Below are 23,814 nucleotides of genomic sequence, written 5' to 3'. Positions count from 1 at the left end.
GTGCATCCCCGCACGGCGGATACCTTTAGGGCGTGCAGTCAGCAAGTGAAACCCCCGAGCGGCCCTCCAGCCGGTTCCACCGGGCACGCGCCCTCTACCGGAACGTCTCCAAGCGCAGGACCGCCTGGCTGCTGGTCAAGGACACCGTCAACTCCTGCATGGAGTACCGCATCCTGGGCCTCGCGGCCGAGGCCGCGTTCTTCACGCTGCTGTCCGTGCCACCGCTCCTGCTGAGCCTGATCGGCCTGCTCGGCTACGTCGACAGCTGGACCGGCGCCGACAGCATCGCCGGCCTGGAGAACAACATCCTGGAGGCGTCCCGCACCGTCCTGTCCGACAAGGGCGTGCACGAGATCGCCCAGCCGATCCTGCACGACGTCATGAAGGGCGGCCGGCCCGACGTCATCTCCATCGGCTTCCTGTTCGCCCTGTGGTCGGGTTCCCGCGCGGTGAACGTCTTCATCGACACGATCACCGTCATGTACGGCCTCGACGGCGTACGCGGCATCGTCAAGACCCGGATCGTGTCCTTCGCCCTGTTCATCGCGGGCCTGCTGATCGGCTCGATCGCGCTGCCCCTGATGGTGGCCGGGCCCGACGCCGTGGTGAACGTGGTGCCGTGGTCGGAGACGCTCGTACAGGTCCTGTACTGGCCGGTTGTCATCGTCCTGTCCGTCGTCTTCCTGACGACGCTGTACCACGTCTCCGTCCCCGTCCGCTCCCCGTGGATCGAGGACGTGCCCGGCGCCCTGGTCGCCCTCGCCATGTGGGTCCTCGGCAGCTACCTGCTGCGCATCTACCTCACCGGCACGGTCGAGGGCCCCACCATCTACGGTTCCCTCGCCGCGCCCGTCGCCGTCCTGCTGTGGATCGGCGTCTCCGCGTTCGCGGTCCTCGTCGGGGCCGCCGTCAACGCGGCCATCGACCGGGTCTGGCCGGCCGCCGCGACCGCCGCCGCCCGCGCCGCCAACGAACGCCGGCAGGAGGAGCAGGCCGCCGAGTACGTCGCCAGGATGGCCGCCGCCCGCTCCCACGACGAGGACGACGAGGACCCCGACGACCCCGACATGCCCTCCGAGTTCCCGGAACGCTGGTCTCGCTTCCTGCCCCCGGAGGACGTCACCTCCCGCCTCCGCACCCACGCCAAGAGCACCCACAAGCCCGCGGGGCACACCCCACCACCGGAGAAGTGAGGCTCCGCCGCACCTTCCACGCCGTGAGCCCGCAGGAGCACCGGTCGCCGTAGCCTGGTGAGCGTGTACGTGGAGAGGGCATCGCGGCTGCCGGGCGCGGTGGTGTGGAGCCGGACGGTAGGGGCTCGCACGGCCACCGTCCTGCCCGACGGCTGCATGGACCTGCTGTGGAACGAGGGCCGTCTGCTGGTCGCCGGCCCCGACACACACGCCTATGTCGCCGGAGGCGCGCCCGCACACTGGGCCGGCATCCGTTTCTTCCCCGGCACAGCGCCCGCTTTCCTTGGCGTACCCGCCCACGAGCTCCGGGACCGCCGCGTGGACCTGGCCGACCTCTGGCCCGCCGCGCTCGTACGCGACCTGCGGGCCCGCGTCGACAGCTCCCCCGACCCGGCGAGGGCGCTGGAGGAACTGGCGCTGGACCGCGCGGCCCGCACAGCCGCACCCGACCCACTCCTACGACACCTCGTGGCCGCCCTGGACAACGGCCGACCCGTGGCCGCCACCGCCGACGAACTCGGCCTCGGCGCCCGCCAGTTGCACCGCCGCTCACTGACCGCCTTCGGCTACGGCCCCAAGACACTGGCCCGGGTGCTGCGCCTGCAACGCGCCCTCGCCCTGGCCCGCGCAGGGGTGCCGTTCGCGGAGACGGCGGCCCGGTCCGGTTACGCGGACCAGGCCCATCTCGCCCGGGACGTCAAGGAGTTGGCCGGGATGCCGCTGGGTGAACTACTCGGCCGGTCCGGCTAGCGGGGCGAAGAGGTCCACGCCGTTGCCGTCGGGGTCGTGCACGACGGCGTACCGCTGGCCCCAGAAGGCGTCCCACGGCTTGAGTTCGCCGTGGTGCCCGGCGCCGGTCAACTCGCCGTAGACCCGGTCGACTTCGGCGGGGTCGTCGCAGAGCAGGGCGAGTCCGGCCCGGCCGCTGCCACCGGTGGCCGGCCGCCAACCCGCGTGGAACGAGCGGACGGTGTCTTCCGTGTCCAGCAACAGCCTTACCCCGCCCGGTAGTCGGGCCTCGCTGTGCGGCTGGTCCTCGGCACCCTCGGGGAACCCGAAACCGAGCCGACGGTAGAAGGCGACAGAGGCGGCCATGTCGGAGACGACCAGGCCGATCGCGTCGAATCGTGGAGTCATGGGGCCACCGTAGGCAGGGACCGGGCGGCCGGTCTTGAACGAATCGGACACCGCAGGTCCGAGGCGACGCAGAGCGCGTTGACCTGTGAACTAGGCTTCTCCGTATGCCCGCTGCCGCACCCCGTCTCCTCGCGTACACGCGCACAACCGGTTTCCGCCACGACTCCATCCCTGCCGCGGTGACCGCGCTGCGCACCCTCGGCCCCTTCGAGGTGACCGCCACCGAGGACCCGGCAGCCTTCGAGCGCCCCCTGGACGGCTACGCGGCCGTCGTCTTCCTCTCCACCAGCGGCGAGGTGCTCACCCCGGCGGGCCGCGAACACCTCGCCTCCTACGTCGAGTCGGGCGGCGGCTTCGTCGGCGTCCACGCGGCGGCCTGCACGGAGTACGACTGGCCGTACTACGGCGACCTCCTGGGCGCCCGCTTCGCCCAGCACCCCGCCTACCAGCCCGGCAAGGCGCTGGTCGAGGACCGCACCCACTCGGCCACCCGACACCTGCCCGCCGTATGGCGGTTCACGGACGAGTGGTACGACTTCCGCACCAACCCGCGGAGTTCGGTACGGGTCCTCGTCTCCGCCGACGAATCCTCCTACGAGGGCGGCCGGATGGGCGCCGACCACCCCCTGGCGTGGTGCCACGAGAAGGGCACCGGCCGCGTCTTCTACACGGCCCTCGGCCACGCCTCGGAGGCCTACGAGGACCCGGACTTCCGGGCGCATCTGCTGGGCGGGATCAACTGGGCGGCGGGGTCGGCCTAGGGGCCGGTCGCCACCGGAACCAGTGGTCGACCCCGTCGGGCCGGTAGCGGTCGTCCCCGTCGTCGAAGCGCACCTCACCCACGAGCCGTCGAGCACCGTCCGGTGCCCGACGGTGCGGCGCGAGGAGCGAACGCAGTTCGTCGAAGCGGGCGTCGACCCCTCCGTTCGCCGGATGCTCCTCCCTGCCGGCATCGGAGACCTCGTACCTGACGTAGATCGCCCACTGCTCGCGCTCCATCGCCACCGCGGCCTCGCTCGCGGGCCACACGAGGTACTCATCGGCCTCGTCCCTGGGGTCGTACTCACGGCCCTCGTAGTAGTGCGGGACACCGTCGACGAGAGCGAGCCCCTTGCGCGGCCCGTCGTGCCACTCCAAGTCCACGTACGTGGGCTCGAAGCCGTCCGCGATCAACTGCTCCACACTCCATACCCTGGCCATGTCGGCAGGCTATCGGCCGGCGGCCCCGCCCGGCGGCGCCCCGGTACTCGCCCGTTCCACCAGCCGCGTCGACAACTCCGTCCGGGTGCCCTCCGGCCGGTCGCCGTCCATCAGCCGGAGCAGCAGGCGCAGTGCCGTGGCGGCCATCTCCGACAGGGGCTGGCGGACCGTGGTCAGGGCCGGAGTCACCCAGCGGGCCTCGGGCAGGTCGTCGAAGCCGACCACGCTGATGTCGTCCGGGACGCTCAACCGCCGTTCCGCCAGGGCCTCGTAGACACCGAGCGCCATCTGGTCGGAGCAGACGAAGACCGCCGTGGGCGGTTCGGACAGGTCGAGGAGTTCGCGCATCCGGGTGCGGGCCATGGTCCGGTCGAAGCCGCCGTGCCGGATGTACTCGGGGCGCCCGCGCACCCCGGCGGCGGAGAGCGCGGAACGGTAGCCGGAGACGCGCGCGCTGCTGCACATCTTGTGCCGATGGCCGGCGATCACGGCGATGCGCCTGTGGCCCAGCGCCAGCAGATGCTCGGTCGCCGTCACCCCGCCCTGCCAGTTGGCCGCGCCGACCGACACGACGCCCGGCGGCGGCTCGTGCACCGGGTCGATCATCACGAACGGGATGCGGTGCTGCTCCAGCCAGGCGTACTGCGAGGGCGTCAACTCCGCCAGGTTGAACAGGACTCCGGACGACCCCCGGGCGACCAGCTTGTCCAGCCAGCCCCGCTCCGGCCGGTCGGCCCGCGTCCGGGTCAGCCCGGCCGAGACCACCACCTCAAGACCGGCCTCGTACGCCGCCTCCTCCACCCCGTGCAGCACCGCCCCGGACCAGGAACTCTCCAAGGAGTGCACGACCAGGTCCACAAGCCCCGGCGCCTTGTTCGCGTCGAACCGGGGTCTGCGCACATACCCGAGCCGCTCGAGCGCCTCCGTCACCCGTCGTCGCGTCTCCGGCGCCACGTCCTCCCGCCCGTTGACCACCTTGGACGCCGTCGGCACGGACACCCCCGCCTCGCGGGCCACGACCGCAAGGGTCGGCCCCGCCGTCACGCTCGCGCTCCCCGTACGGACCATCGGGTACCACCTCTCCAGCCCGCCCGAGGGCCATCGAAAGTTTCGACCAGTGCTGCTTGCACGGCTCGACCAGCAGCCGTCCAGAAAGCGCTTCCTACGATAGGTGCGCGTCAACACGGCGGGAAGAGCAGGGAATTCACGTGATGGAACGCACCTGATCTTTCGAAACCCCGAACAGGTCAACCGGGTGGGCAGTCGAGGCGGAAGCGGGTGAAATCGGCGGTGAACCCGGCATCGACGAGGTCCCAGGCGTGGATGCCCGCCATCGCACCGGTGAACCGCAGTCGCGACCCGTGGTCGTCGGAGAGCCGGCTGAAGTCCAGCACGGGCCCGACCGGCGTCCGCACGTCCTCCCGCAGACACCAGAACCGCGCGTCCGCCCCCTCGACCGTCACCCCCAACGTCACCGGAGCACCCATGTCGACCTCGACGACGGCCACTTGCCGGGTGCTGTCCTCGTCCCGCTCCACCAGACTCAGCACCGTACGGCCACCACCCCGCCACTGCTGCCCGCACTGCTCCTCGCCCTCGGGCTCCGCCCATGTCAGGTGCAGGCTCAGATACGCCTCGGCGCCGTACCAGAGCACCAGCCCCGCCGCCTGCGTGAACGTCGACGGGCTTGCGTCGACCGTCACTTCGGCCTCCGCGCGATGCTCCGTGATCCGCCGGGCGAGCAGACTGTGCGCCCACCGCGACTCCGGCCCGTGCCGCCCGCGCAGCCGGATCCAGCCGGGGCGGGTGGTGGCGTCGGCCCAGGACGGGTCCGGGTACGCTCGCGGACTGCTCCACGGCCATCCCAACGGCTCGTCGGGGTGGGGGACTTGATCAGGCGGGGCTGCGGGGAGTGTCGGTACGGTGACCTCCACCGCCGGGTGCCGGCCCCCGTCCCGCAGCCTCGGCCAGCCGTCCGCGTCCCAGACCACGGCCTGGATCGCCGTCTCCCGGCCCAGGGGGCAGCGCGGTCCGTCGGGAGTCGGGACAGGGCGCGCCGCCAGATGGCTCAACACCCAGTCACCGCCCGGCAGTTCGACCAGCTCACCGTGGCCCGCCTTCTGCAACGGCAGCGACGGATCGTCCCGGGAGGTCAGCAGAGGGCGGTCGTCGAGTTCGTAGGGGCCGGTGACCGTACGGCCGCGCGCCATCAGCACGCCGTGCTCGAACCCCGTGCCGCCCTCCGCGAGGAGCAGGTAGTACCAGCCGCCCCGCCGCACCAACTTCGGTCCCTCGACGAGCCGTTCGTGCTGGAGGAGCAGATGGGTCCCGCCGACCGGGGAGAGTGTGTCGCGGTCCAGTTCGGTCGCGACGATCCCCGCGAAGCGCCGGCCGCCGGGCCGATGGTCGCTCTGGAGGTTGAGCAGCCACAGCCGGCCCTCGTCGTGGAACAGCGCCGGGTCGAAACCGTGGCTCGCCACCCGCCGCGGGGCCGTCCACTTCCCGGCCACGTCCGTCGCAGTCGTCACATAGGTGTCCAGGTCGAAGTACGGTGTGCCGACCGAGCGGACGATCGAGTACGTCATCCAGAACCGCTCGCCGTCCCAGCTCAGCGAGGGAGCCCAGACGCCCCCCGAGTCGGGGACCCCGGCGAGGGAGTCGCCGGGGACCGCGCCCCGGACATGGCCCGCGTACTCCCAGTGCGCGAGATCCCGCGAGCGGTGGATCGGGATCGTGGGGAACCACTCGAAGGAACTGGTCGCCACGTAGTACCAGTCACCGGCCCGGACCATCGAGGGGTCCGGGGCGAAACCACGCACAACGGGGTTGTGCAGCAGGGTCACTTGAGGGCTCCCAGCGTCACTCCGGTACGCCAGTACCGCCGCATCGCCACCATCATCACGGCCATCGGCACGATCGACAGCAGCGCACCGGTCAGGACCAGGCTGGTGAGGTCGACGCCCGACTCCAGGCGTTTGCCGGACCAGTTGTAGAGGCCGATGTTGAGGGTCCAGTTGTCCTCGCCGCGCAGGACCGTGAGCGGCAGGAAGAAGGCGTTCCAGGTGTTCACGAACGCGAGCAGGAACACGGTCGCCCCGCCGGTGACCATCATCCGCAGCACGATGCTGAAGAAGATCCGCAGCTCGCCCGCGCCGTCGAGACGGGCCGCCTCCAGGAGTTCGAAGGGGACCGTGGCCTCGGTGTAGACCTTGGCGAGGTAGACGCTGAACGGGTTGATCAGACAGGGGATCAGCATCGCCCAGGGGGTGTCGACCAGGCCGATCTTCGAGAACATCAGGTACAGCGGGAGCGTGAGCAGCGCGATCGGGATCAGGAACGAGCCCACCACGCACGCGAACACCGCGCTGCGGCCCGGGAATTCGAAGCGGGCGAGGCCGTAGCCCGTGGCGAGCGCGATGAGTGTGCCGCCGAGCGAGCCGACGCCGGCGTAGAGGAACGAGTTGGCGGTCCAGCGCAGGAAGATGCCGTGCTCGTAGGTGAAGACCTGCCGCAGGTTCTCCCACAGGTGCATGCCGGAGAACCAGAGGCCGTTGCTCTGGTACAGCCCCGTGCGGTTCTTGGTGGCGGCGACGATCAGCCACCACACCGGGAACAGGCTGTAGGCGCTGGCCAGGACCAGTCCGACGAGCAGGAAACGCTGGCCGCCGCGTGAACGGGCCGTCGGATCGGGCTTGTTGAGGCGGCGGACCTGGGATGTGTTCCGGCGTTCTTCGACGACCGTCATCAGTCGGCCTCCTTCGCGGTGAGCCGGTAGAAGAGGAAGGAGGCGAGGCCGAGGATGAGGGCGAGCAGGACCGAAAGGGCGGCGGCGTAGTGGTAGTTGCCCGCGTTGAACGCCTGGTTGTAGATGATCATGATCGGGGTGAAGCTGTCGTCCACCGTCTGCGGGGTGACGTTGCGGAACAGCGCCGGCTCGTTGAAGATCTGCAGCATCTGGATGATCGAGAGCATCCCGGTCAGAACCAACGCCCCTCGTACGTAAGGGATCTTGATGCTGAGCGCGACCCGGAACTCGGAGGCGCCGTCGAGGCGGGCCGCCTCGAAGAGGTCGCGGGGCACGCCCTGGAGCGCCGAGTAGATGATGACCATGTTGTAGCCGATGCCGTGCCAGGTCAGCAGGTTGCCGATGGACGGCCACACCATCGAGGGCGCGAAGAAGTTCCAGGACAGCCCGAACACCTTGCCCAGCGGTGTCAGCGGACCGACGTCCGGGCTGTACAGGTTGATCCACACGATCGCCGCGACCACCCCGGGGATCATGTACGGCACAAGGAGCAGGATCCGGAACCGGCCCGCGACCTTCGAGGACAGCGCGTCAAGGAACAGCGCCAGCAGCAGGCTGACCAGCAGCATCACCGGGATCTGCACACAGGCGAACAGCACCACGCGCAGGACCGAGTTCATGAACGCCGAGTCGGTCAGGCCCTGTCGATAGTTGTCGAAACCGGAGAACTTCTGTGTGGAGCCGCCGAGCCCGAGCCCGGACTGGTGCTCCACGAACAGCGACTCGTAGACGGCGTACCCGATCGGTATCAGGTACAGGAACACGAAACCGAGCTGGAAGGGCACCGTGAACGCGGCACCCTTCCAGCGCTGGGAGCGAATCATCGGTGGCTGCCTCAGCCCTTGACGCTGATACCGCGGGACTTCAGGTCCTTGACCGTCCACTCCTGCATGTGGGCCAGCAGATCGGTGACCTTCTCCTGCTTGTTCATCACCTTCGCCCAGCCGGTCTGCAACTCGGTGAACATCGCGGTCCAGTCCGGGCCGAACACCCAGTCCGAGGTCACGGTGTTCAGGCTGTCGGTGACGATCTTCTTCGCGGGCTCGTAGTTGGTGCCGAGCAGCTTGTCGGAGATCGCCTCGTCGACGTACGCGCCGCTGTCGGCCAGCGCCGGCATCACACCGTTGCCGGTGGTCGGGCTCGCCATCGTCTTCACCGCACCGGTGTCGGTCGACATCCACAACGCGGCCTCGGCGGCCTGCTGTTGGTGCGTGCACTGCTTGGTCACCAGGGTGACGCCACCGCTCTGGTTGGTCCCGGCGGGCGTCTTGGCGGCCTCGCCCGCGAACGTCGGCCAGGGCGCCAGCGCCCACTTGCCGTCGGACTTGGTGAAGTTCTGCACCATGCCCGCCATCTGCCAGGTGGAGATCTGCCGGGTCGCGGTGCCGCCGTTGTCGTAGTTGCGCTGCACGGCCGCGTAGTCCGCGAACGACAGCTTGGAGTTGAGGTCGTTGTCGATGATGTCCTGGATCAGCTGGGCCGCCTTCAGGCTGCCCGCGTCCTGGAAGTCCACCTTCCAGGAGTTGCCGTCGATGGCGTACCAGTGGGCTCCGGCCTGCATGGCGAGGGTCTCCAGGGTGCTGGGGTCCTCACCGGCGAAGTTGGTGATCTTGATGCCGTGCTTCTTCAGCACCTTGCCCGCGGCGACGAACTCGTCCCAGGTCGTCGGCGCCTTGAGGCCGTACTTCTGGAAGACGTCCGTGCGGTAGATCGTGAACGCGGGGGCCGAACTGGTCGGCACGCCATAGGACTTGCCCTGCACCTGCGCACTGGCCCAGGAGCCGGCGTTGAACTTGGCCTTGTCGGCCGAGACGTACTGCGAGATGTCGGCGAGCGCGCCCTGCGAGACCCAGGTGGTCACGTACTCCGCCGTGTTCTGCACCAGGCAGGGAGCGTTGCCGGCCTTGACCGCGTTGGTGAGCTGCTTCTGCATCGTCAACTGGTCGGTGACCTTGGTGTACTTGAGCTTGATGTCCTTGTGGGAGGCGTTGAACGCCTTCACGACCAGGTCCTGCCCGTTGGCCCAGCCCCAGAAGGGGAGGGTGACCGGGCCCGAGGACTTGGAGTCGGAGTCCCCTGAACCGGATCCGCCGCAGGCGGAGAGCAGACCGGTCAGTGCGAGACCCGCGACGGCTGCACGAGCGAACCTTCTCCGGGAGCTGGTGAAGTTCATCAGGCCGTGTTCCTTCGGAAGAGAAGAGGTAGAAACCGGTTGCTGTGAAGGTAGGCATCGGCCCCCACCGGGAGCAAGGGGTGTGCAGCGACTTGTTTCGATCGCGCTAAACAGACCCTGTCTGGCCTGGGGACTTGAAGAGAAACCGGTTACGTAACGGCGGGTTTCGCGGGGGACTTCAGCCGCGGTGCGCGGGCGGTCGTACCGAGTTCCGTACGACGACATGCGTGCCCAGGACCAGATGGTCGCCGTCGCTTCCCCTGCGCCGGCCCGTGCCGCCGCCCTCGCGCCGGTCCGCCACCGCGCGCAGCGCGACCCGGCCCATCTCCTCGTACGGGACGTGCACGGTGGTGAGCTGGGGGGTGAGCTGGGAGGCCAGCGGGATGTCGTCGTAGCCGACGATCGACACGTCCTCGGGCACCCTCAGGCCCGCCGCCCGCAACGCCTGCATGGCGCCCGCGGCGACCACGTCGGTCCCCGCCAGCACCGCGGTGAAGGCCAGCCCCTTCCGCAGGGTGTCCTCCACCGCCTCGTACCCGTGCTCGTAGTCGTACGGCCCGTGCAGCACCAGCCCCTGCGAGAACGGCACGCCGTACGCCTCGAACGCCCGCCGCGCCCCCGTCAACCGGCCCTGGGCGGTGGTGAGTCCGGCGTGCCCCGGCAGTACCAGCACATGGCGGTGGCCGGCCGAGAGGAGGTGGCTGGCCATGGCGTAGGCGCCGCCCTCGTTGTCGTAGTCGACCGTCGTCGCCGGGACGTCGTCCTCCAGCGGCGGGCGGCCCACGAGCACGAGGTGCGAGCCGGCCGCGTCGAGGGAGCGGGCGAAGCGGGCCATGCGCAGTTGGTACTCGTCCACGTCGTACGCCCCGCCCAGCAACACCACCGCGGCGACGCCCTGTTGGCGCATGAGGTTGACCAGCGCCAGCTCGCGCTCCGGGTCGTCGCCGGTCGTGCCGACCAGGGAGAGCCAGCCGCGCAGCGTGGCCGCGCCCTCGACTCCCTTGGCCACGTGGGCGAAGGCCGCGCCGGTGATGTTGTTGATGAGGATCGCCACCGTGGGCGTGCCCCCGCCGGCCAGTGAACGGGCGTGCGCGTTGGTGACGTAGTCCAGGTCGCCGACCACCTTCATCACCCGGCGGCGCAGCTCCTCCGACACCGGGTAGTTGCCGGACAGCACCCGCGAGACGCTCGCGACGGAGACCCCGGCGCGCTCCGCCACGTCCCGGATCGTCGCCCGGCCGGTGTCGCCCGACGTCCTGCGCTGACTCACCGTAGCGACTCCTTCACCCTGATGACGTGCCGACCGGCGCGCGAGGCCCTGTTCCCGCGCCGGTTCGGAAACCGTATCCCATGGTTGTTCCAGGCCGGACGGCCTGTGGACAACGTGGATCAGGCGACACGGGTGAGGTCCGCGTGCCGTACCTCGTGGGCCGGCGGCAGCCCCGCGGCCAGGCGCTCCAGCTCGTCCACGACGATGCCGCCGAGGCGCGCCAGCTCATTGCCGAGCGAGCCCGCGATGTGCGGGGTGAGGAAGACGTTCGGCAGGTGGTAGAGGGGGGACGCGGGGGGCAGCGGCTCGGGTTCGGTGACGTCCAGGATCGCGGTCAGCCGGCCGGAGAGCAGCTCGTCGGTGAGGGCCTCGTGGTCGACGAGGGCGCCCCGCGAGGTGTTGATCAGCACACCGCCGTCGCGGATGAGGGCGAGCCGCCCGCGGTCCAGCATGCGCTGCGTCTCGGGGATGTCCGGAGCGTGCAGGCTCACGATGTCGCTGGCGCTCAACAGGTCGTCCAGCGGCAGGAGTTCGGCACCCAGAGCGCGGGCGTCGGTGACGCTGACGTAGGGGTCGTGGAGCAGCACCTCGAAGTCGTGGGGGCGCAGCAGCTCCAGCAGCCGGCGGCCCACCCGGGAGGCGCCGATGACACCGATCCGGCGGCCCAGGTTGCCGATCGGCGCGGTCTCGGCGGGCGTCGGGTGCGCGTGCGTGTGCCGGAAGCGGTCCCGCTGGGCGAAGGTGTCCTTCCCGGCGAGCAGGATCATCGCGAGGGTGTACTCGGCGACCGGCAGCGCGTTGCCGGTGACCGCGCTGGAGACGGTCACCCCGCGTTCCCACAGGGCCTCGCCGACCAGCGAGCGGACCGAGCCCGCCGCGTGCAGCACGGTGCGCAGCCGGGGTGCCGCCGCCAGGGCGTAGGCGTCGAGGTGCGGGCAGCCCCAGCCGGTGATCAGGACCTCGGCCCCGGCCAGGGCCCCCGCGGCCCCGGGGTTGGAGAAGTCCCGCACCACGAGCTTCGGATCGATCTCGGCCGTCCGCCGCAGCCGTGCCATCAGGGGCGAGGGGAAGAGCAGGGGCAGATGCACCGGATCCATGGCGAACACGGCCCTCGGCGGTTGGGCGCTGGGCATGACCCTCCAGTAGCGCGGTGTGAACGCGGGCACGAGCAACGGTTTCGGAAACGTTTTCTGAAAGCGCCTTCTACCGTAGATCCGCTGTGGAGCGGGGGTCAATCGGTGGGTGGGAGCGCCCTGGCCCGGAAACATTTCGATCGGTGTCGGAGACGGCCGGACACGATCCGCACCGGCATGACCCGTCCAGCCGCGTTCGTCCACCGGAATAGAGGGGCACGATGTGATGCTCTGATGAGCATGGTTCACGAGCGCGACAAGGAGCTGGTGGGCAGATGACGGCGATGGCGGCAGAGCAGGCGAACCCCGTGGTCGGCACCCCGTACGGGGCGGTACGCGGCCGGTACGAGCACGGAATCGCGGTTTTCCGGGGCATCCCCTACGCGGCACCCCCGTTCGGCGCCCGCCGGTTCCGCCCGCCCGTCCCGCCCGAGCCCTGGACCGGAGTGCGCGACGCGCTCGCCTTCGGCCCGACCGCACCGAAACCGCCGTACTCCGACGTCTTCGCCGAACTGCTCTCCGACCCGGTCGTGCCCGGCGACGACTGCCTCAACCTCAACGTGTGGACTCCGGACCCCGGACCGGGCGCACGGCTTCCGGTCATGGTCTGGCTGCACGGCGGCGCGCTCACCCGGGGCTCCTCGGCCGTCCCGGTCTACGACGGCCACGCCTTCGCCCGCGACGGAGTCGTCTTCGTCTCGGTCAACTACCGCCTGGGCGTGGAGGGTTACGGCCTCTTCCCGGACGCGCCCGCCAACCCCGGCCTGCGCGACCAGCTCGCCGCGCTGCGCTGGGTGCACGAGTCGATCGCGGCGTTCGGCGGCGACCCCGACCGGATCACCCTCTTCGGCCAGTCCGCCGGCGCCATCAGCATCGGCGCCCTGCTCGCCGCCCCGCAGGCCCAGGGGCTGGTACGGCGGGCCGTCCTGCAGAGCGGACCGCCGGAGGCCTTCGACCGCGACAAGGTACGGCGGATGGTGCGCCGGATGGCGACCCGTCTGAAGATCCCCGCCACCGCCGAGGCCTTCGCCGCCGTCGACCGGCGGCAACTGCTGCGCACCCAGGCCGACGTGGGCCGGCTCAGCAGCCCGGTCCTCGGCGGTCCCACGTTCGGGATCGTCATCGACGGCGACCTGGTGCCCCGCGATCCGCTGGAGGCGCTCATCGCGGGTGAGGCGGCCCGGGGCGTCGACCTGATGATGGGCTGGACCCGCGACGAGTACCGGTTGTGGCTGGTGCCCGGCGGCCTCCACGAGCGCGTCGACCGGCTCGGCGCGGTCGCCCTGGCCGGCGCGATGGCCCGCTGCCACTGCGGTGTCGAGGTCCCACGCGGCTACCGCGCCCTGCACCCCGGAGCCGGCACCGCCGAGACCGTCGGCCAGCTCGTCACCGACCACCTCCTGCGCTACCCGCTGCACCGCCTCGCCGAGGCCCGCCCCGGAAACTCCTATCTGTACGAGTTCGCCTGGCCCTCCAACCGCCCCGCCCTCGGCTCCTGCCACGCCCTGGAACTCGGCTTCGTCTTCGACACGGGTGACATCCCGGAGTCCGCCAAGCTCGCGGGGGAGGGCGCGCCCCAGGATCTCGCCGACGCCATGCACGGGGCCTGGGTGAGCTTCGCCGCGGACGGCGATCCGGGCTGGCCGTCCTGGGACGACTCGCATCCCGTACGGATCTTCGGCGAGGGCGCCCCCTATGTCGCCGCCGGACCGCGTGACCCCGAGTTCGCCCTGTGGGCGGCCGACGCCATGGCCAAGGAGGCAGCGGTCCCGGTCGAGGGCGCACCCGCGCGGAGCGCCACCGAACTGCGGTCGGTCGTACGACGGCTGCGGCGGACGGGGGACGTGCGCCGGTCGTCGTAAAGGTGTGGATCAGGGATAGAAACCGGTTGTGGCATACCTTTCTCGGACCACCGCCCCGCTGACGTAGCCGAATTGGCCGGGTCACGCCTCTCCTCCCGGCCGTCGCCCGCTGCTACCCTCCGCGCAGGAAACCGGTTGCGGGAAGTGTTGCCACAGGCCGGGGAGGGGTGGGGCGTTATATGACCAGGAAGAGCCAGGACGCGAACGGGAGCACCATCCGGGACGTGGCCGCCCGTGCCGGGGTGTCCGCGTCCACGGTGTCGCGGGTGCTGGGCGGGGACTACCCCGTGAGCACGGCCACCCGCGCGCGCGTGCTGCGGGCCGTACGCGAACTCGACTACGTGGCCGACGCGCGCGCGAAGGCGGTGGCGGGGGTCGGGACGCCGACGCTGGCGTTCGTCCTGGAGGACATCACGGGCCCGTCGTTCGCGCTGATGGCGCACGGGGTGGAGCGTGAGGCGACCCGGCTCGGCCATCTGTGCCTGGTGTGCAGCACGGAGGGCGACGTCCAGCGCGAACTGGACTTCATCGAGACCATGCGCGCCCAGCGCACCGCCGCCGTGATCCTGGTCGGCGGCACCGCCGACACCCCCGAGTACCGCGAACGCACCCGCCGGATCGCCGACTCGCTGGCGGCGGCCGGCTCGCGGCTCGTCCTCTGCGGGCGCCCGCCGCTCGGTCCCGGCGCACCGGTCACGGTCATCGAGTACGACAACGAGGGCGGCGCCTACGCCCTCGTCGCGCACGTCCTGGCCCAGGGCCACCAGCGTGTCCTGTTCCTCGGCGGCAGACCGGACCACGCGACCTCGCAGGGCCGCGAACGCGGTTACCTCGCCGCACACCGCGCGCGCGGTGTCGAACCCGACCCGGAACTCCTGCTCCACGGCGACTTCACCCGCGACTCGGGCCACCGCCTGATGCGGCTCGCCCTGAGCCGGGAACTGGAGTTCACGGCCGTGGTCGCCGCCACCGACATGGTCGCGGCGGGCGCGCTGACCGCGCTGCACGAGGCGGGTCTGGACGTCCCCGGCGATGTTTCGCTGGCCGGTTACGACGACATTCCGTTCGCCCGCGACCTGCACCCCGCGCTGACCACGGTCCACGTCCCCTACGAGGAGCTGGGCCGCCTCGCCGTACGCACCGCGCTGGGCCGCACCGCGGAGTCCCCGGACGAGCATCTGCTGCTCGGCACGCATGTGGTGGTGCGGGACTCGATCGCGGCGGCCGCTCCCTGAGTCAGAGGGTCTTGGGGTGCAGCGTCCGGGCGATCGACGTGATCGCCTCCGGCCCCACCCGGCAGCAGCCGCCGATCAGCCGCGCGCCGGCCGCCCGCCAGCCCTCGACCTGACCGGCGGCGAAGGTGGAGCTGCCCGTCCAGGCGCGAGCCCCGGCGTCCCAGGTCTCGCCGCTGTTGGGGTAGACGACGACGGGCTTCCCGGTGACCCGGGCCGCGGTCTCGACCGCGCCGTCGACGTCCTCGGGGGCACTGCAGTTCACGCCGACCGCGATGATCTCGTCCGCGTCGGCGGCCAGCGCGAAGGCCTCCTCCAGGGGCTGCCCGGCGCGGGTGCGGTCCCCGGCGATCGAGTACGACAGCCAGGCGGGCACCCGCAGCCCGCGCACCGCCCGCAGAAGCGCCTCGGCCTCGATGGTGTCCGGGATCGTCTCGAAGGCCAGCACGTCGGGCCCGACGTGGTCCAGCACCTCCAGCCGGGGCCGGTGGAAGGCCTCCAGCTCGGCCACGCTCAGCCCGTACCGGCCCCGGTACTCGGAGCCGTCCGCGAGCATCGCGCCGTACGGCCCGACCGAGGCCGCCACATAGAGGGGCCGTCCGATGCCCCGCCGCCCGGCCTCCACCGCCGCGTCGACGGCCAACTCCACGCTCTCGGCCATGAGTTCGGCCGCCCGGTCGTGCTTGATCCCGCGCTTCGCGAAGGCCTCGAAGGTGGCCTGGTAGCTGGCGGTGATCGCCACGTCGGCGCCCGCCTCGAAGTACGCGAGATGCGCCTCGGCGATCGCCTCGGGCCGGTCCGCGAGCAGCCGCGCCGACCACAGCTCGTCGCTCAGGTCGTGGCCGGCCGCCCCGAGCTGGTTGGACAGGCCGCCGTCGAGGACGAGCGTTCCGGCGGCCAGGGCGTCGGCGAGGAGGGGAGCGGTGTCGCTGGTCATGTCACGACGCTAGTCGATACGGCCACGGAGGCGGATCCTTGTCCATCTGCCGAACGGAATGCCCGGAATGCGGAATATTCGGCGCCGCCCTACGCCGCGTGCCTCCCGCCCCCGCGCCTGCCACCGCCCCGCGTCCGCTTGGTCGCCGGGACCAGCAGACCGCCGAGCAGGCCGAGGCCGAGGGCGTAGGGCCACCAGCCGAAGCCGTCGCCGCGGGCGGTGTTCGCGGTGCGGGCCTCGGTGATCGTCGTGCCGGATGACGACTTGGGGTGGGCGCTGGGGGAGGAGGTGCTCGTGGTGGCGGTGGTCAGGACGACGTCGTTGCCGTCGCCGCCCCGGTAGGTGATGCGGTAGGTCGTGTCGGCGAGCTTCAGCCGGGCACCTTCGCGAAGTCCCTCGAACGCGCCCGTCGTTGAGCCGCTCCCCGTGTGGTCGATGATCGTGACGGTCCGCGCGGGGTGCGTTCCGAGGGCCGACAGGTCCAGGTCGCCCGACAGACCGACCTTGCCCGCCACCTTCAACGGCTTTGCGTCCAGGACCAGTTCGCCCTTCGCGCTCTGTGTGTAGTTCCCGGTCACGGTGAGGCCGCCCGCGAGCACGCCGTCGTTCGTCACCGAACCCTTCACCGTGCCCGAGCCGGTGAGCGTGCTCGCCACCCGCAGCCCCGGTGTCCCGACGTCCAGCCGGGCCTTCGCCGAGGTGAGCCGGATCGCCTTGCTGTGGGCGAGAGTTGCCCCCGACCGGAGCGCCAGCGTGCCCTTCGCGATCGTCGTCGTCCCCGTGTACGTGACCGCCGCGCCCGTCAGCGTCGTCGTCGCGGCGCCGGACTGGACGAGGGAGCCCGTGCCGCCGATGTGCGACAGACTCACGGGGAGGGAGACGTTCGCCACGACCAGGGTTCCGTCGTCGGCGATCCGCCGCCTTGCCGTGCCGGTCAGCAGCCCGCCGTCGCCGCCCTGCTTCCCGGACCCCAGCCGCAGCACCGCCCCCTTCTCCACGGTCGTCGACCCGTCGTAGTACTGCGGCGCCGCGAAGGTCACGTCGTTCCCGCGCGTCCCCGCGATCACGATGTCCCCGGCGCCGGGCGCGGCCAGGGTGTCGTGGTACTTGCCGCCGCCGATCGGGGCACCGAGGGTCACCGGACCGTCGTAGTCGAAGGTCAGCCTGGACCGGACTCCGCTCGCCTCGTGGAGGTTGATGTAGACGGTGTCCTTGGTGCCCGGCATGAAGATGCGATGCGTGGTGCCGTCGCCCCACTGGACGTCCGCGCCCTCGATGTTGGTGCCGCGCTTGTTCAACTGGTGTGCGATCGCTCGCCAGTTGATGTCCGGGTCGCTGAGCGACGGATTCGTGTCGCCGCCCTGGTCGCTGTAGCTGTACTGGCCGGTGAGGACGACCTTGCTGCCCGGCCGGGAGTGCACGTTGATGTCGCTGCCGTACGCGCGCTGGTAGAAGTTCTGGCGCAGGGTGATCGTCTGGTACAGCGGGGTGTCGATGATCCAGGAGCCCTGGTTGAGGATGGCGCGGGCGTTCGGCAGCGCCACCGGGTACTCGGGGCGGCCGACCGCCATGCCGGTGCCGTTGTCGATCACGCCTGAGAACGGGTGGGTTCCGGCGAGGTCGAGCGTGCCCCACATGTTGCGGGGCTGGGTGACCAGGCCGGAGCCGCTGATGGTGCCGATGTTGAAGGTGCGGGTCAGGGAGAGGCGGAGGGTGCCGTCGACCCGGACGTTGAGCTGGTTCAACTGGTAGCCCGGTGTGCTGTACGGGAAGTGGCCGATCAGGCCGGTGCCGCCGCCGGTGCCGTACTGGAGGGTCGTCCCGCGCGCGACCGTGATCGCGGGTGGGTCCGGGTTGCTGACGGTCGTGTACGGGTGGTTGCCGCCCAGGGTCGTCACCTTCTGCCGCTGCCGGGCCGCCGGGAGGGTGAAGTCGCTGTCCTTGGTGAGGACCAGCGTGCCCCCGCCGCGCACGGTCAGCGTGCCCTTGCCGCGGAAGACCCCGTCGTACGTCGTCGTCCCGGAGGGCACGGTGACCACCGTGTCGCCGGTGAGCGTGACATCGCGGTCCGCGAGGACGTCGGCGGTGGCGTCACGGGTGCCGGCGGCCGAGGCCGGGGGAGCCCCGACCAGGAAGGCGACGGTCGCGAGGGCGCCTACGGCGGCTGCTGTCTTACGGGAGGTATGGCTGCGCACATCATGGGAGACGTGTGCGGCGGGCGGCGATAACAGAAAACCCGCGACAGAAATCTCGCGACAGAGTTTCGCAACAGAAATCTCGCGGCCGTCCTTGTCACGCGCGACCCGTTGACCTCCCTGTAACACGCCCTTACCTTTTCGGCGTTCGTCATGACAGATGCCGTACGAAATCTCGAACCCCCCTCCGAGAGGCGTCAGATGAGACGTGTGTACGCAATCCTTGTCGCCCTGTGCTGTGTGCTCGCCGCGGCACTGGTGACCGCCGGACCGGCCCAGGCGGCGGCCCAGACCATCACCAACGGCACGCAGTTCACCGACACTTCGGGCAACGCCCTGCACGCGCACGGCGGCGGGGTGATCAAGGTCGGCAGCTACTACTACTGGTTCGGCGAGGACCGCAACGCCGACAACACCTTCAAGTACGTGGACGCCTACCGCTCCACCGACCTGAAGAACTGGGAGTTCCGGGCCCACGTCCTGACCCAGTCCAGCGCCTCCGAACTGGGCACCGCCTACATCGAGCGGCCGAAGGTCATCTACAACGCGTCCACCGGCCAGTTCGTGATGTGGATACACAAGGAGAACGGCGTCGACTACAGCGAGGCCAAGGCCGCCGTCGCCGTCTCCTCGACCGTGGACGGCAGTTACACCTACCGGGGCAGCTTCCAGCCGCTCGGCGACAACATGTCCCGGGACATCACGACCTTCGTCGACACCGACGGCACCGCCTACATGGTCTCCGCCGCCAACGAGAACTACGACCTGCACATCTACAAGCTGACCGCCGACTACACCGGCATCGACAGTCTGGTCGCCAACCCGTGGGTCGGCGGGCACCGCGAGGCGCCCGCCCTGTTCAAGCGCAACGGCGTCTACTTCATGCTGACTTCGGGCGCCACCGGCTGGAGCGCCAACCAGCAGCAGTACGCCACCGCGACCAGCATCACCGGCCCGTGGACGGCCTTCACCAACGTCGGCGACTCGACGGCGTACAACTCGCAGACCGCCTACGTCCTTCCGGTCACGGGGACTTCGGGCACCTCCTACCTCTACATGGGCGACCGTTGGGGCAACTCCTTCGGCGGCACCGTCAACGACTCCCGCTACGTCTGGCTGCCGTTGACGTTCCCGACCACGACCTCGATGTCCATGGCGTCCTGGTACCCGGAGGTGTCGGTCGACACGGCCGCCGGCACGGTCACCGGGACGAGCGCGGCGTACAACACGCTGATCGCCAGGAACAGCGCCAAGTGTGCTGACGTGGCCAACCAGTCGCTGTGGCAGGGCGTCGCGATCAGCCAGTACACCTGCAACAGCGGCACCAACCAGAAGTGGTGGTTCAAGGACCTCGGCACCGGTTACTACGAACTCATGGGCCGGGGCAGCTCGTTGTGCCTCCAGGAGAACTCGGCGAACGTCACCCAGGAGAACTGCACCGGCGCCACCGCCCAGCAGTGGAGCCTGACCACGTCCGGGAGCTACGTCCTCGTCAAGGCCAGGGCGAGCGGTGAGTGCCTGGACGTGTCCGGCGCGTCCACCGCCAACTCCGCCGCGATCATCACCTACACGTGCAGCGGAGCGACCAACCAGCAGTGGACGCGCGGTAGTTGATAGTGACTACTTGACCGGGTTCCAGCCGTCCGTGCCCGCCAGGTACGTCTGGGCCGTGTAGTTCGCGGCCTGGGAGTCGGTGAGCTGCGGGCGGTTGGAGTTCACCGTCGCGCCGGCGCCGGTGTTCTTGTACTCGGAGAAGCGGGCGCTCTTCCAGGAGTAGCCGCTCATGTCCGTCCAGGGCCCGGCGATCTTCACGGCAGCGGGCAACGAGGTCTGGCGGACGACCAGTTGGCCGACCGCGTCCGCCGAGGGATGCCAGGGGCGGCCCAGGTAGTACGTGTTGGCCGCCGCCGAGCTGGTCACCGAGCTGCCGGTGATCAGGATGCCGTACGTCTTGGCGGAGCTACTGTTGGGCGCCGACAGGAAGCCGTTGAGGCCGCCCGCCGCGGCGCCCGAGTTGCGCAGCTGGATGTTGACCCGGTCGTAGACGGCCGTGGCGTTGCCGAAGATGAAGTCCACGTCGCCGGAGATGAACGACGAGTAGAAGTACTGCCGGTACTGACCGGTCGACGACGGCGACCAGTTGAGGACGGTGTCCTGGCGGCTGATGAACCGGTCGTTGGTGAAGGTCTGCCGGTCGCCCTGTGCGGTGATCGCGACGGCCTGGGTGTCGGTGATGTCGGGGTGGGCCGACTTGTCGAAGGTGTTCTGGACGGTGACCCCGGTGACGGTGAGACCGCTCGCCGAGAACGTCGCCACCGAACTGCCCAGCGTGCCGTACTTGTTGCCGGCGGCATCGGTGTAACCGGCGGCCCGGTCATAGGTGATGACGACGTCCTCGGCGTTGCCGGTGGCGCCCTTGATGGTCAACCCCGTCTTGCTCACGGGCACGTTGACGATCTCGGTGTACGTCCCCTTCGCGACGGAGATCGTGTCGCCGGCGGCGGCCGCGTTCACGGCCGCCTGCACGGTCGTGAACTGGCCCGAGCCGTCCTTGGCGACGGTGAGGACGGTGGCGGCGTGCGCCTGGGTGAGCATCGCCGCGCCGAGGCCGAGGGCGGCCGCGGCACCGGCGGTCGCCGCGGCGGCCCGGCGCCGGGCGGGAGAGCGGCGGTGGGTCCTGGGATCAGTCATGCCCTCAAGTCGCCGCCGCCCGCCCGCGAGTTGCCGCCCTCAGGCCAGCAGATCGATCGCGTCGATCGAGGTCCCGGCGCTCAGGAACGACGTGGTCCCCGAGCCGCTCGCCACATAGATCTTCAGCGTGTTGTACGCGCTGGTGTCGGTCAGCCAGGCGGACGCCGGAACGCTGTAGGTGAACGTGTAGTTGTTGCCCCGGTACGAGCCCACGGTCAGCGACCGGGTGCTCGGCTGGGTGGGCGGCGAGGGGACGGCCGAGGTCCAGGTGTCGTTGACCACGATCTGCGGCCGGCCGTTCGCGTAGGCCGTCGTCACACCGATGCGCAGGGTGTGCGCGGCGGCGGCCTGGGCGGCCGTCAACTTGAAGTACACGATGATGCCGTTGTTGACGTCCTTCCAGAGGTAGCAGGGGAACGCCGAGGTCTCGGTGCCGCTGCCGATGACGACATTGCCGGTCCAGGACGCGGCCCGTACGTCCGAGGGGTGGGCGTACGTCATCAGGTCCGCGTTCTTGAACCCGCCGGGCGTCCCGTCCCAGTTGCCGATCCGCCAGATCGCGCTCGCGTTGGACGGGTCGTTCGAGGACGGGATCGCGATGCTGTTCAGCGTCGTCGTGCCGCCCGCCGTGACCGTCACCGACCCGGTGTAGACGGCGAGTTCACCCTTGAAGACGGTCAGTGTGTACGTCCCGGGCAGAACTCCCGTGACGGAGAAGTAGCCGTCCGAGGCGCGCGCCGAACCCCAGTACTGGGCGGCCGAGTTGGCGAGCCCGACCGTGTACGCGTACGCCGTGTCCCGCCCGGTGATGCCCACACCGGCGACCCGGCCCCGACCGCTCGCGGAGGTGTACCCGGAGATGCCGAGCGAGTCGGCCCAGGAGGTGGTGAGGTTGGCGTGGTACAGCGTGGACGAGGGCGCGCCGCCGTCGGTCATCGCGATGACGTACGGGCCCTGGAGACCGAAGCGCTGTGCCTCCGTCTGGTTCTCGCCGTAGTACAGGATCTCGTACAACCCGCCGCCGTCCGCGCTCTGGTGGCGCAGCAGGGAGCGGTAGAACGGGCCGCCGGACGCCTTCTCGTGGTTGCTGCGCACGACCCACAGGCCGACGCTGCCGGTGGTCCAGCCGATGTAGTCGTAGTCGATGACCCGGTGCTTCGAGTAGTGCTTGGAGCGGGTCTGGCCGTCGGACTTCTCGAAGACGTCGGCGGACTCGATGGTGGTCGGCGCGTAAGTGTAGGAATCCGGCTCGTCGTTGAGGAACATGCCGGCCTTGACGCGCACGATGTAGCGGGTCGCGCTGACCGAGGTGTCGGCCTTGTTGGTCCACAGGTAGACGTTGTTCTCGCCGCTGCGGGCCGCGTAGTAGTGCTTCAGCGTGCCGTGCGTGACGGAGATCAGGATCGTCGTACCGGACTGCGCGATGGTCACCGTGGACGCGCCGAGGCCGGACTCGACATGCGAGTTCATGCCGCCGTAGCCCTGGTACTCGGTGCCCTTGTAGACCAGCGAGGTCAGATCGCCGTTCGTCTTGCTGACCTTGAAGACCAGGCTCGCGCCGGTGTCGACGACGTAGTTCGAGCCGTCGTCGGTGTAGCCGAAGCTCGCGGCGGACGCGCTCTCGGCGAGCGGCCCGGCGAGCGCCGCCGAACCGGCCGCGGCCGCCGTGCCGAGGACGAAGGTGCGGCGGCGAACCGGTCTGTTCACAGAGCCGGACATGGGGGTGCCTCCTTCGGGAGGTGGGGGTGCGGGTGCTTTGGAGGGTGACAGTTGAATCGATTTCGCGAAAGGGCTTTCGCAGCCCCGGAGTTGGCAATGAAGTAAAAACGCACCGAGGTCTAGAAAGCGCTTGTCCGGAGCGGTACGGTCCACCGCCAGGCCTTGTCGTCGGACGGAGGAGCCGCGAATGAGACGTTTCAACATCGCCCTGCTGGCCGCGGTGACACTGAGCACCGCCCTGTCGGCCGCACCCGCACAGGCCCACGACCGCACACCCCCACTGGGCATCGCCGACTGCACCGCCACCGCCTGCCACTTCGACGTCCCGCCCGGCACCTACGACGTGAAGGTCCGCCTCGGCGGCGCGTCGGCCGCGAGTACGTCCGTCACCGGCGAGACCCGGCGCTCCCTGCTCCCCGAGACGGCCACCGCCGCCGGACGCACCGTCACCCGTAGCTTCACGGTCGACGTCCGCACCCCCGAGGGCGAACCCACCGGCCCCGACGGCACCCCAGGCCTCGACCTCACCCTCGGCGGCAGCGCGCCCGCGCTCGCCGACATCAGCGTCACGCCCGCCCACCGGGCCCGGCAGATCATCCTGATCGGCGACTCCACCGTCTGCGACCAACCGGGCGACCCGTACTCCGGCTGGGGCCAACAGCTCCCGCAGTTCCTGCGCAAGGGCGTGTCCGTCGCCAACTACGCCGATTCCGGGGAGAGTACGGTCACCTACCTGGAGAATCCCCTGCTCTGGGGGACGGTTCAGCCGCTGATCCACCCCGGCGACCTCGTCCTCGTCCAGCTCGCCCACAACGACAAGACGACCGACGAGGCCACGTATCGCGCGAACTTGGAAACCCTCATAGCGGGTATCCGGGAGATGGGCGGTCGTCCGGTTCTGGTGACACCGATCGTCCGACGCTGGTTCAATGCCGACGGCACACTGAACAACGACATCGCGCTGCTGGTGAACGGACTCGGCGTGGACCTGCCGGGCGTCATCCGCTCGGTCGCCGCCGCCGAGGGCGTAACACTGATCGATCTCACGGCGCAGACCAAGGCGCTGGTGGAATCGCTGGGAGTGGAAGGCTCCAAGGCGATCTATCTCTACAACGAGAAGAAGGACAACACGCACACCTCCGCGCACGGTGCCACGGTGTACGCGGGCCTGGTCCGCGACGCGCTCGTCGCCCGGCATCTGCTGCCGGAGGACCGGGTACGGGTGGGATGAGACCCAAAAGACCCCTGGGGCGTTCCGACCGGAACC

Annotated in this window: 20 protein-coding genes; 7 read left to right on the top strand and 13 right to left on the bottom strand. The window is 70.1% G+C overall.

Features of this window, described 5'->3' with window-relative positions:
* Positions 1 to 32: 32 nt before the first annotated feature.
* On the top strand, positions 33 to 1,193 hold the full coding sequence (locus AB0M63_RS07710) for a YihY/virulence factor BrkB family protein (protein ID WP_355925019.1): 1,161 nt from the start codon (positions 33 to 35) through the stop codon (positions 1,191 to 1,193).
* A 63-nt stretch (positions 1,194 to 1,256) separates the two neighbouring features.
* Positions 1,257 to 1,943 carry a helix-turn-helix domain-containing protein gene (locus AB0M63_RS07705; RefSeq protein ID WP_366018770.1) on the top strand — a complete coding sequence of 229 codons (687 nt, stop codon included), beginning with the start codon at positions 1,257 to 1,259 and terminating at the stop codon, positions 1,941 to 1,943.
* On the opposite strand, the gene AB0M63_RS07700 is transcribed toward AB0M63_RS07705, so the two are convergent.
* Positions 1,923 to 2,330 (bottom strand): VOC family protein, encoded by a 408-nt coding sequence (locus AB0M63_RS07700; protein WP_355925023.1) that lies wholly within the window; start codon positions 2,328 to 2,330, stop codon positions 1,923 to 1,925. The genes AB0M63_RS07705 and AB0M63_RS07700 overlap by 21 nt on opposite strands.
* Positions 2,331 to 2,434: 104 nt before the next feature.
* On the opposite strand from AB0M63_RS07700, the gene AB0M63_RS07695 reads away from it, so the two are divergent.
* Positions 2,435 to 3,091, top strand: a complete 657-nt coding sequence (locus tag AB0M63_RS07695; RefSeq protein ID WP_366018769.1) for a ThuA domain-containing protein — start codon at positions 2,435 to 2,437, stop codon at positions 3,089 to 3,091.
* Here AB0M63_RS07695 and AB0M63_RS07690 read toward each other — a convergent pair.
* The 8 genes from AB0M63_RS07690 to AB0M63_RS07655 all read right to left on the bottom strand — a co-directional run bounded on the left by AB0M63_RS07690 (position 3,066) and on the right by AB0M63_RS07655 (position 11,911).
* Entirely contained in the window at positions 3,066 to 3,530 is a 465-nt protein-coding gene (locus tag AB0M63_RS07690; protein ID WP_366018768.1) for a hypothetical protein, read from the bottom strand. The two genes, AB0M63_RS07695 and AB0M63_RS07690, sit on opposite strands and share 26 nt — an antisense overlap.
* Before the next feature lie 9 nt (positions 3,531 to 3,539).
* Complete coding sequence (locus tag AB0M63_RS07685; protein ID WP_355925030.1) at positions 3,540 to 4,598, bottom strand: substrate-binding domain-containing protein; 1,059 nt, start codon at positions 4,596 to 4,598, stop codon at positions 3,540 to 3,542.
* Positions 4,599 to 4,777: 179 nt separating this feature from the next.
* On the bottom strand, positions 4,778 to 6,373 hold the full coding sequence (locus AB0M63_RS07680; protein ID WP_366018767.1) for a family 43 glycosylhydrolase: 1,596 nt from the start codon (positions 6,371 to 6,373) through the stop codon (positions 4,778 to 4,780).
* Complete coding sequence (locus AB0M63_RS07675; protein ID WP_355925035.1) at positions 6,370 to 7,275, bottom strand: carbohydrate ABC transporter permease; 906 nt, start codon at positions 7,273 to 7,275, stop codon at positions 6,370 to 6,372. The genes AB0M63_RS07680 and AB0M63_RS07675 overlap by 4 nt, the downstream gene beginning before the upstream one ends.
* Entirely contained in the window at positions 7,275 to 8,159 is an 885-nt protein-coding gene (locus tag AB0M63_RS07670; protein WP_355925038.1) for a sugar ABC transporter permease, read from the bottom strand. The genes AB0M63_RS07675 and AB0M63_RS07670 overlap by 1 nt, the downstream gene beginning before the upstream one ends.
* Positions 8,160 to 8,170: 11 nt before the next feature.
* Positions 8,171 to 9,508, bottom strand: a complete 1,338-nt coding sequence (locus tag AB0M63_RS07665) for an extracellular solute-binding protein (protein ID WP_358849568.1) — start codon at positions 9,506 to 9,508, stop codon at positions 8,171 to 8,173.
* 178 nt (positions 9,509 to 9,686) lie between these two features.
* On the bottom strand, positions 9,687 to 10,778 hold the full coding sequence (locus tag AB0M63_RS07660; RefSeq protein WP_355924748.1) for a LacI family DNA-binding transcriptional regulator: 1,092 nt from the start codon (positions 10,776 to 10,778) through the stop codon (positions 9,687 to 9,689).
* A 119-nt stretch (positions 10,779 to 10,897) separates the two neighbouring features.
* Positions 10,898 to 11,911, bottom strand: a complete 1,014-nt coding sequence (locus AB0M63_RS07655) for a hydroxyacid dehydrogenase (protein WP_366018766.1) — start codon at positions 11,909 to 11,911, stop codon at positions 10,898 to 10,900.
* Between the two features lie 284 nt (positions 11,912 to 12,195).
* Between AB0M63_RS07655 and AB0M63_RS07650 the strand changes: the two genes are divergently transcribed.
* Both AB0M63_RS07650 and AB0M63_RS07645 read left to right on the top strand, forming a co-directional pair.
* Entirely contained in the window at positions 12,196 to 13,773 is a 1,578-nt protein-coding gene (locus AB0M63_RS07650; protein ID WP_366018991.1) for a carboxylesterase family protein, read from the top strand.
* Positions 13,774 to 13,952: 179 nt separating this feature from the next.
* Positions 13,953 to 15,008, top strand: coding sequence for a LacI family DNA-binding transcriptional regulator (locus AB0M63_RS07645; RefSeq protein ID WP_355924744.1), 1,056 nt, complete (start codon positions 13,953 to 13,955; stop codon positions 15,006 to 15,008).
* 1 nt (position 15,009) lies between these two features.
* Here AB0M63_RS07645 and mmuM read toward each other — a convergent pair whose 3' ends face one another.
* Together mmuM and AB0M63_RS07635 are read right to left on the bottom strand one after the other, a co-directional pair.
* Complete coding sequence (mmuM, locus tag AB0M63_RS07640) at positions 15,010 to 15,942, bottom strand: homocysteine S-methyltransferase (RefSeq protein WP_366018765.1); 933 nt, start codon at positions 15,940 to 15,942, stop codon at positions 15,010 to 15,012.
* Between the two features lie 89 nt (positions 15,943 to 16,031).
* Positions 16,032 to 18,137 (bottom strand): autotransporter, encoded by a 2,106-nt coding sequence (locus AB0M63_RS07635; RefSeq protein ID WP_366018764.1) that lies wholly within the window; start codon positions 18,135 to 18,137, stop codon positions 16,032 to 16,034.
* Between the two features lie 201 nt (positions 18,138 to 18,338).
* Between AB0M63_RS07635 and AB0M63_RS07630 the strand changes: the two genes are divergently transcribed.
* Positions 18,339 to 19,751 carry an RICIN domain-containing protein gene (locus tag AB0M63_RS07630; protein ID WP_366018763.1) on the top strand — a complete coding sequence of 471 codons (1,413 nt, stop codon included), beginning with the start codon at positions 18,339 to 18,341 and terminating at the stop codon, positions 19,749 to 19,751.
* A 6-nt stretch (positions 19,752 to 19,757) separates the two neighbouring features.
* Here AB0M63_RS07630 and AB0M63_RS07625 read toward each other — a convergent pair whose 3' ends face one another.
* Both AB0M63_RS07625 and AB0M63_RS07620 read right to left on the bottom strand, forming a co-directional pair.
* Positions 19,758 to 20,828 carry a pectinesterase family protein gene (locus tag AB0M63_RS07625; protein WP_366018762.1) on the bottom strand — a complete coding sequence of 357 codons (1,071 nt, stop codon included), beginning with the start codon at positions 20,826 to 20,828 and terminating at the stop codon, positions 19,758 to 19,760.
* Between the two features lie 39 nt (positions 20,829 to 20,867).
* Positions 20,868 to 22,547: a rhamnogalacturonan lyase B N-terminal domain-containing protein gene (locus AB0M63_RS07620; protein ID WP_355924734.1), complete on the bottom strand. Its 1,680-nt coding sequence runs from the start codon at positions 22,545 to 22,547 to the stop codon at positions 20,868 to 20,870.
* A gap of 187 nt (positions 22,548 to 22,734) precedes the next feature.
* Here AB0M63_RS07620 and AB0M63_RS07615 point away from each other — a divergent pair, with 187 nt between their 5' ends.
* The gene (locus AB0M63_RS07615; protein WP_355924732.1) at positions 22,735 to 23,778 is read left to right on the top strand and encodes a rhamnogalacturonan acetylesterase; all 1,044 of its coding nucleotides are present in this window, start codon (positions 22,735 to 22,737) and stop codon (positions 23,776 to 23,778) included.
* The last annotated feature ends 36 nt before the right edge of the window (positions 23,779 to 23,814 follow it).

Source organism: Streptomyces sp. NPDC051576 (assembly GCF_040681835.1).
In the GTDB taxonomy this organism is placed as follows: domain Bacteria; phylum Actinomycetota; class Actinomycetes; order Streptomycetales; family Streptomycetaceae; genus Streptomyces.
This window is presented reverse-complemented; position numbering and strand designations above follow the sequence as displayed.

Excerpts from the sequence above, each read along its gene's own strand:
- AB0M63_RS07700 (WP_355925023.1), bottom strand. The coding sequence starts at position 2,330 with ATGACTCCACGATTCGACGCGATCGGCCTGGTCGTCTCCGACATGGCC.
- AB0M63_RS07695 (WP_366018769.1), top strand. The coding sequence starts at position 2,435 with ATGCCCGCTGCCGCACCCCGTCTCCTCGCGTACACGCGCACAACCGGT.
- AB0M63_RS07690 (WP_366018768.1), bottom strand. The coding sequence starts at position 3,530 with ATGGCCAGGGTATGGAGTGTGGAGCAGTTGATCGCGGACGGCTTCGAG.
- AB0M63_RS07685 (WP_355925030.1), bottom strand. The coding sequence starts at position 4,598 with ATGGTCCGTACGGGGAGCGCGAGCGTGACGGCGGGGCCGACCCTTGCG.
- AB0M63_RS07675 (WP_355925035.1), bottom strand. The coding sequence starts at position 7,275 with ATGACGGTCGTCGAAGAACGCCGGAACACATCCCAGGTCCGCCGCCTC.
- AB0M63_RS07670 (WP_355925038.1), bottom strand. The coding sequence starts at position 8,159 with ATGATTCGCTCCCAGCGCTGGAAGGGTGCCGCGTTCACGGTGCCCTTC.
- AB0M63_RS07665 (WP_358849568.1), bottom strand. The coding sequence starts at position 9,508 with ATGAACTTCACCAGCTCCCGGAGAAGGTTCGCTCGTGCAGCCGTCGCG.
- AB0M63_RS07655 (WP_366018766.1), bottom strand. The coding sequence starts at position 11,911 with ATGCCCAGCGCCCAACCGCCGAGGGCCGTGTTCGCCATGGATCCGGTG.
- AB0M63_RS07650 (WP_366018991.1), top strand. The coding sequence starts at position 12,196 with ATGGCGGCAGAGCAGGCGAACCCCGTGGTCGGCACCCCGTACGGGGCG.
- AB0M63_RS07645 (WP_355924744.1), top strand. The coding sequence starts at position 13,953 with ATGACCAGGAAGAGCCAGGACGCGAACGGGAGCACCATCCGGGACGTG.
- mmuM (WP_366018765.1), bottom strand. The coding sequence starts at position 15,942 with ATGACCAGCGACACCGCTCCCCTCCTCGCCGACGCCCTGGCCGCCGGA.
- AB0M63_RS07630 (WP_366018763.1), top strand. The coding sequence starts at position 18,339 with ATGAGACGTGTGTACGCAATCCTTGTCGCCCTGTGCTGTGTGCTCGCC.
- AB0M63_RS07625 (WP_366018762.1), bottom strand. The coding sequence starts at position 20,828 with ATGACTGATCCCAGGACCCACCGCCGCTCTCCCGCCCGGCGCCGGGCC.
- AB0M63_RS07620 (WP_355924734.1), bottom strand. The coding sequence starts at position 22,547 with ATGTCCGGCTCTGTGAACAGACCGGTTCGCCGCCGCACCTTCGTCCTC.
- AB0M63_RS07615 (WP_355924732.1), top strand. The coding sequence starts at position 22,735 with ATGAGACGTTTCAACATCGCCCTGCTGGCCGCGGTGACACTGAGCACC.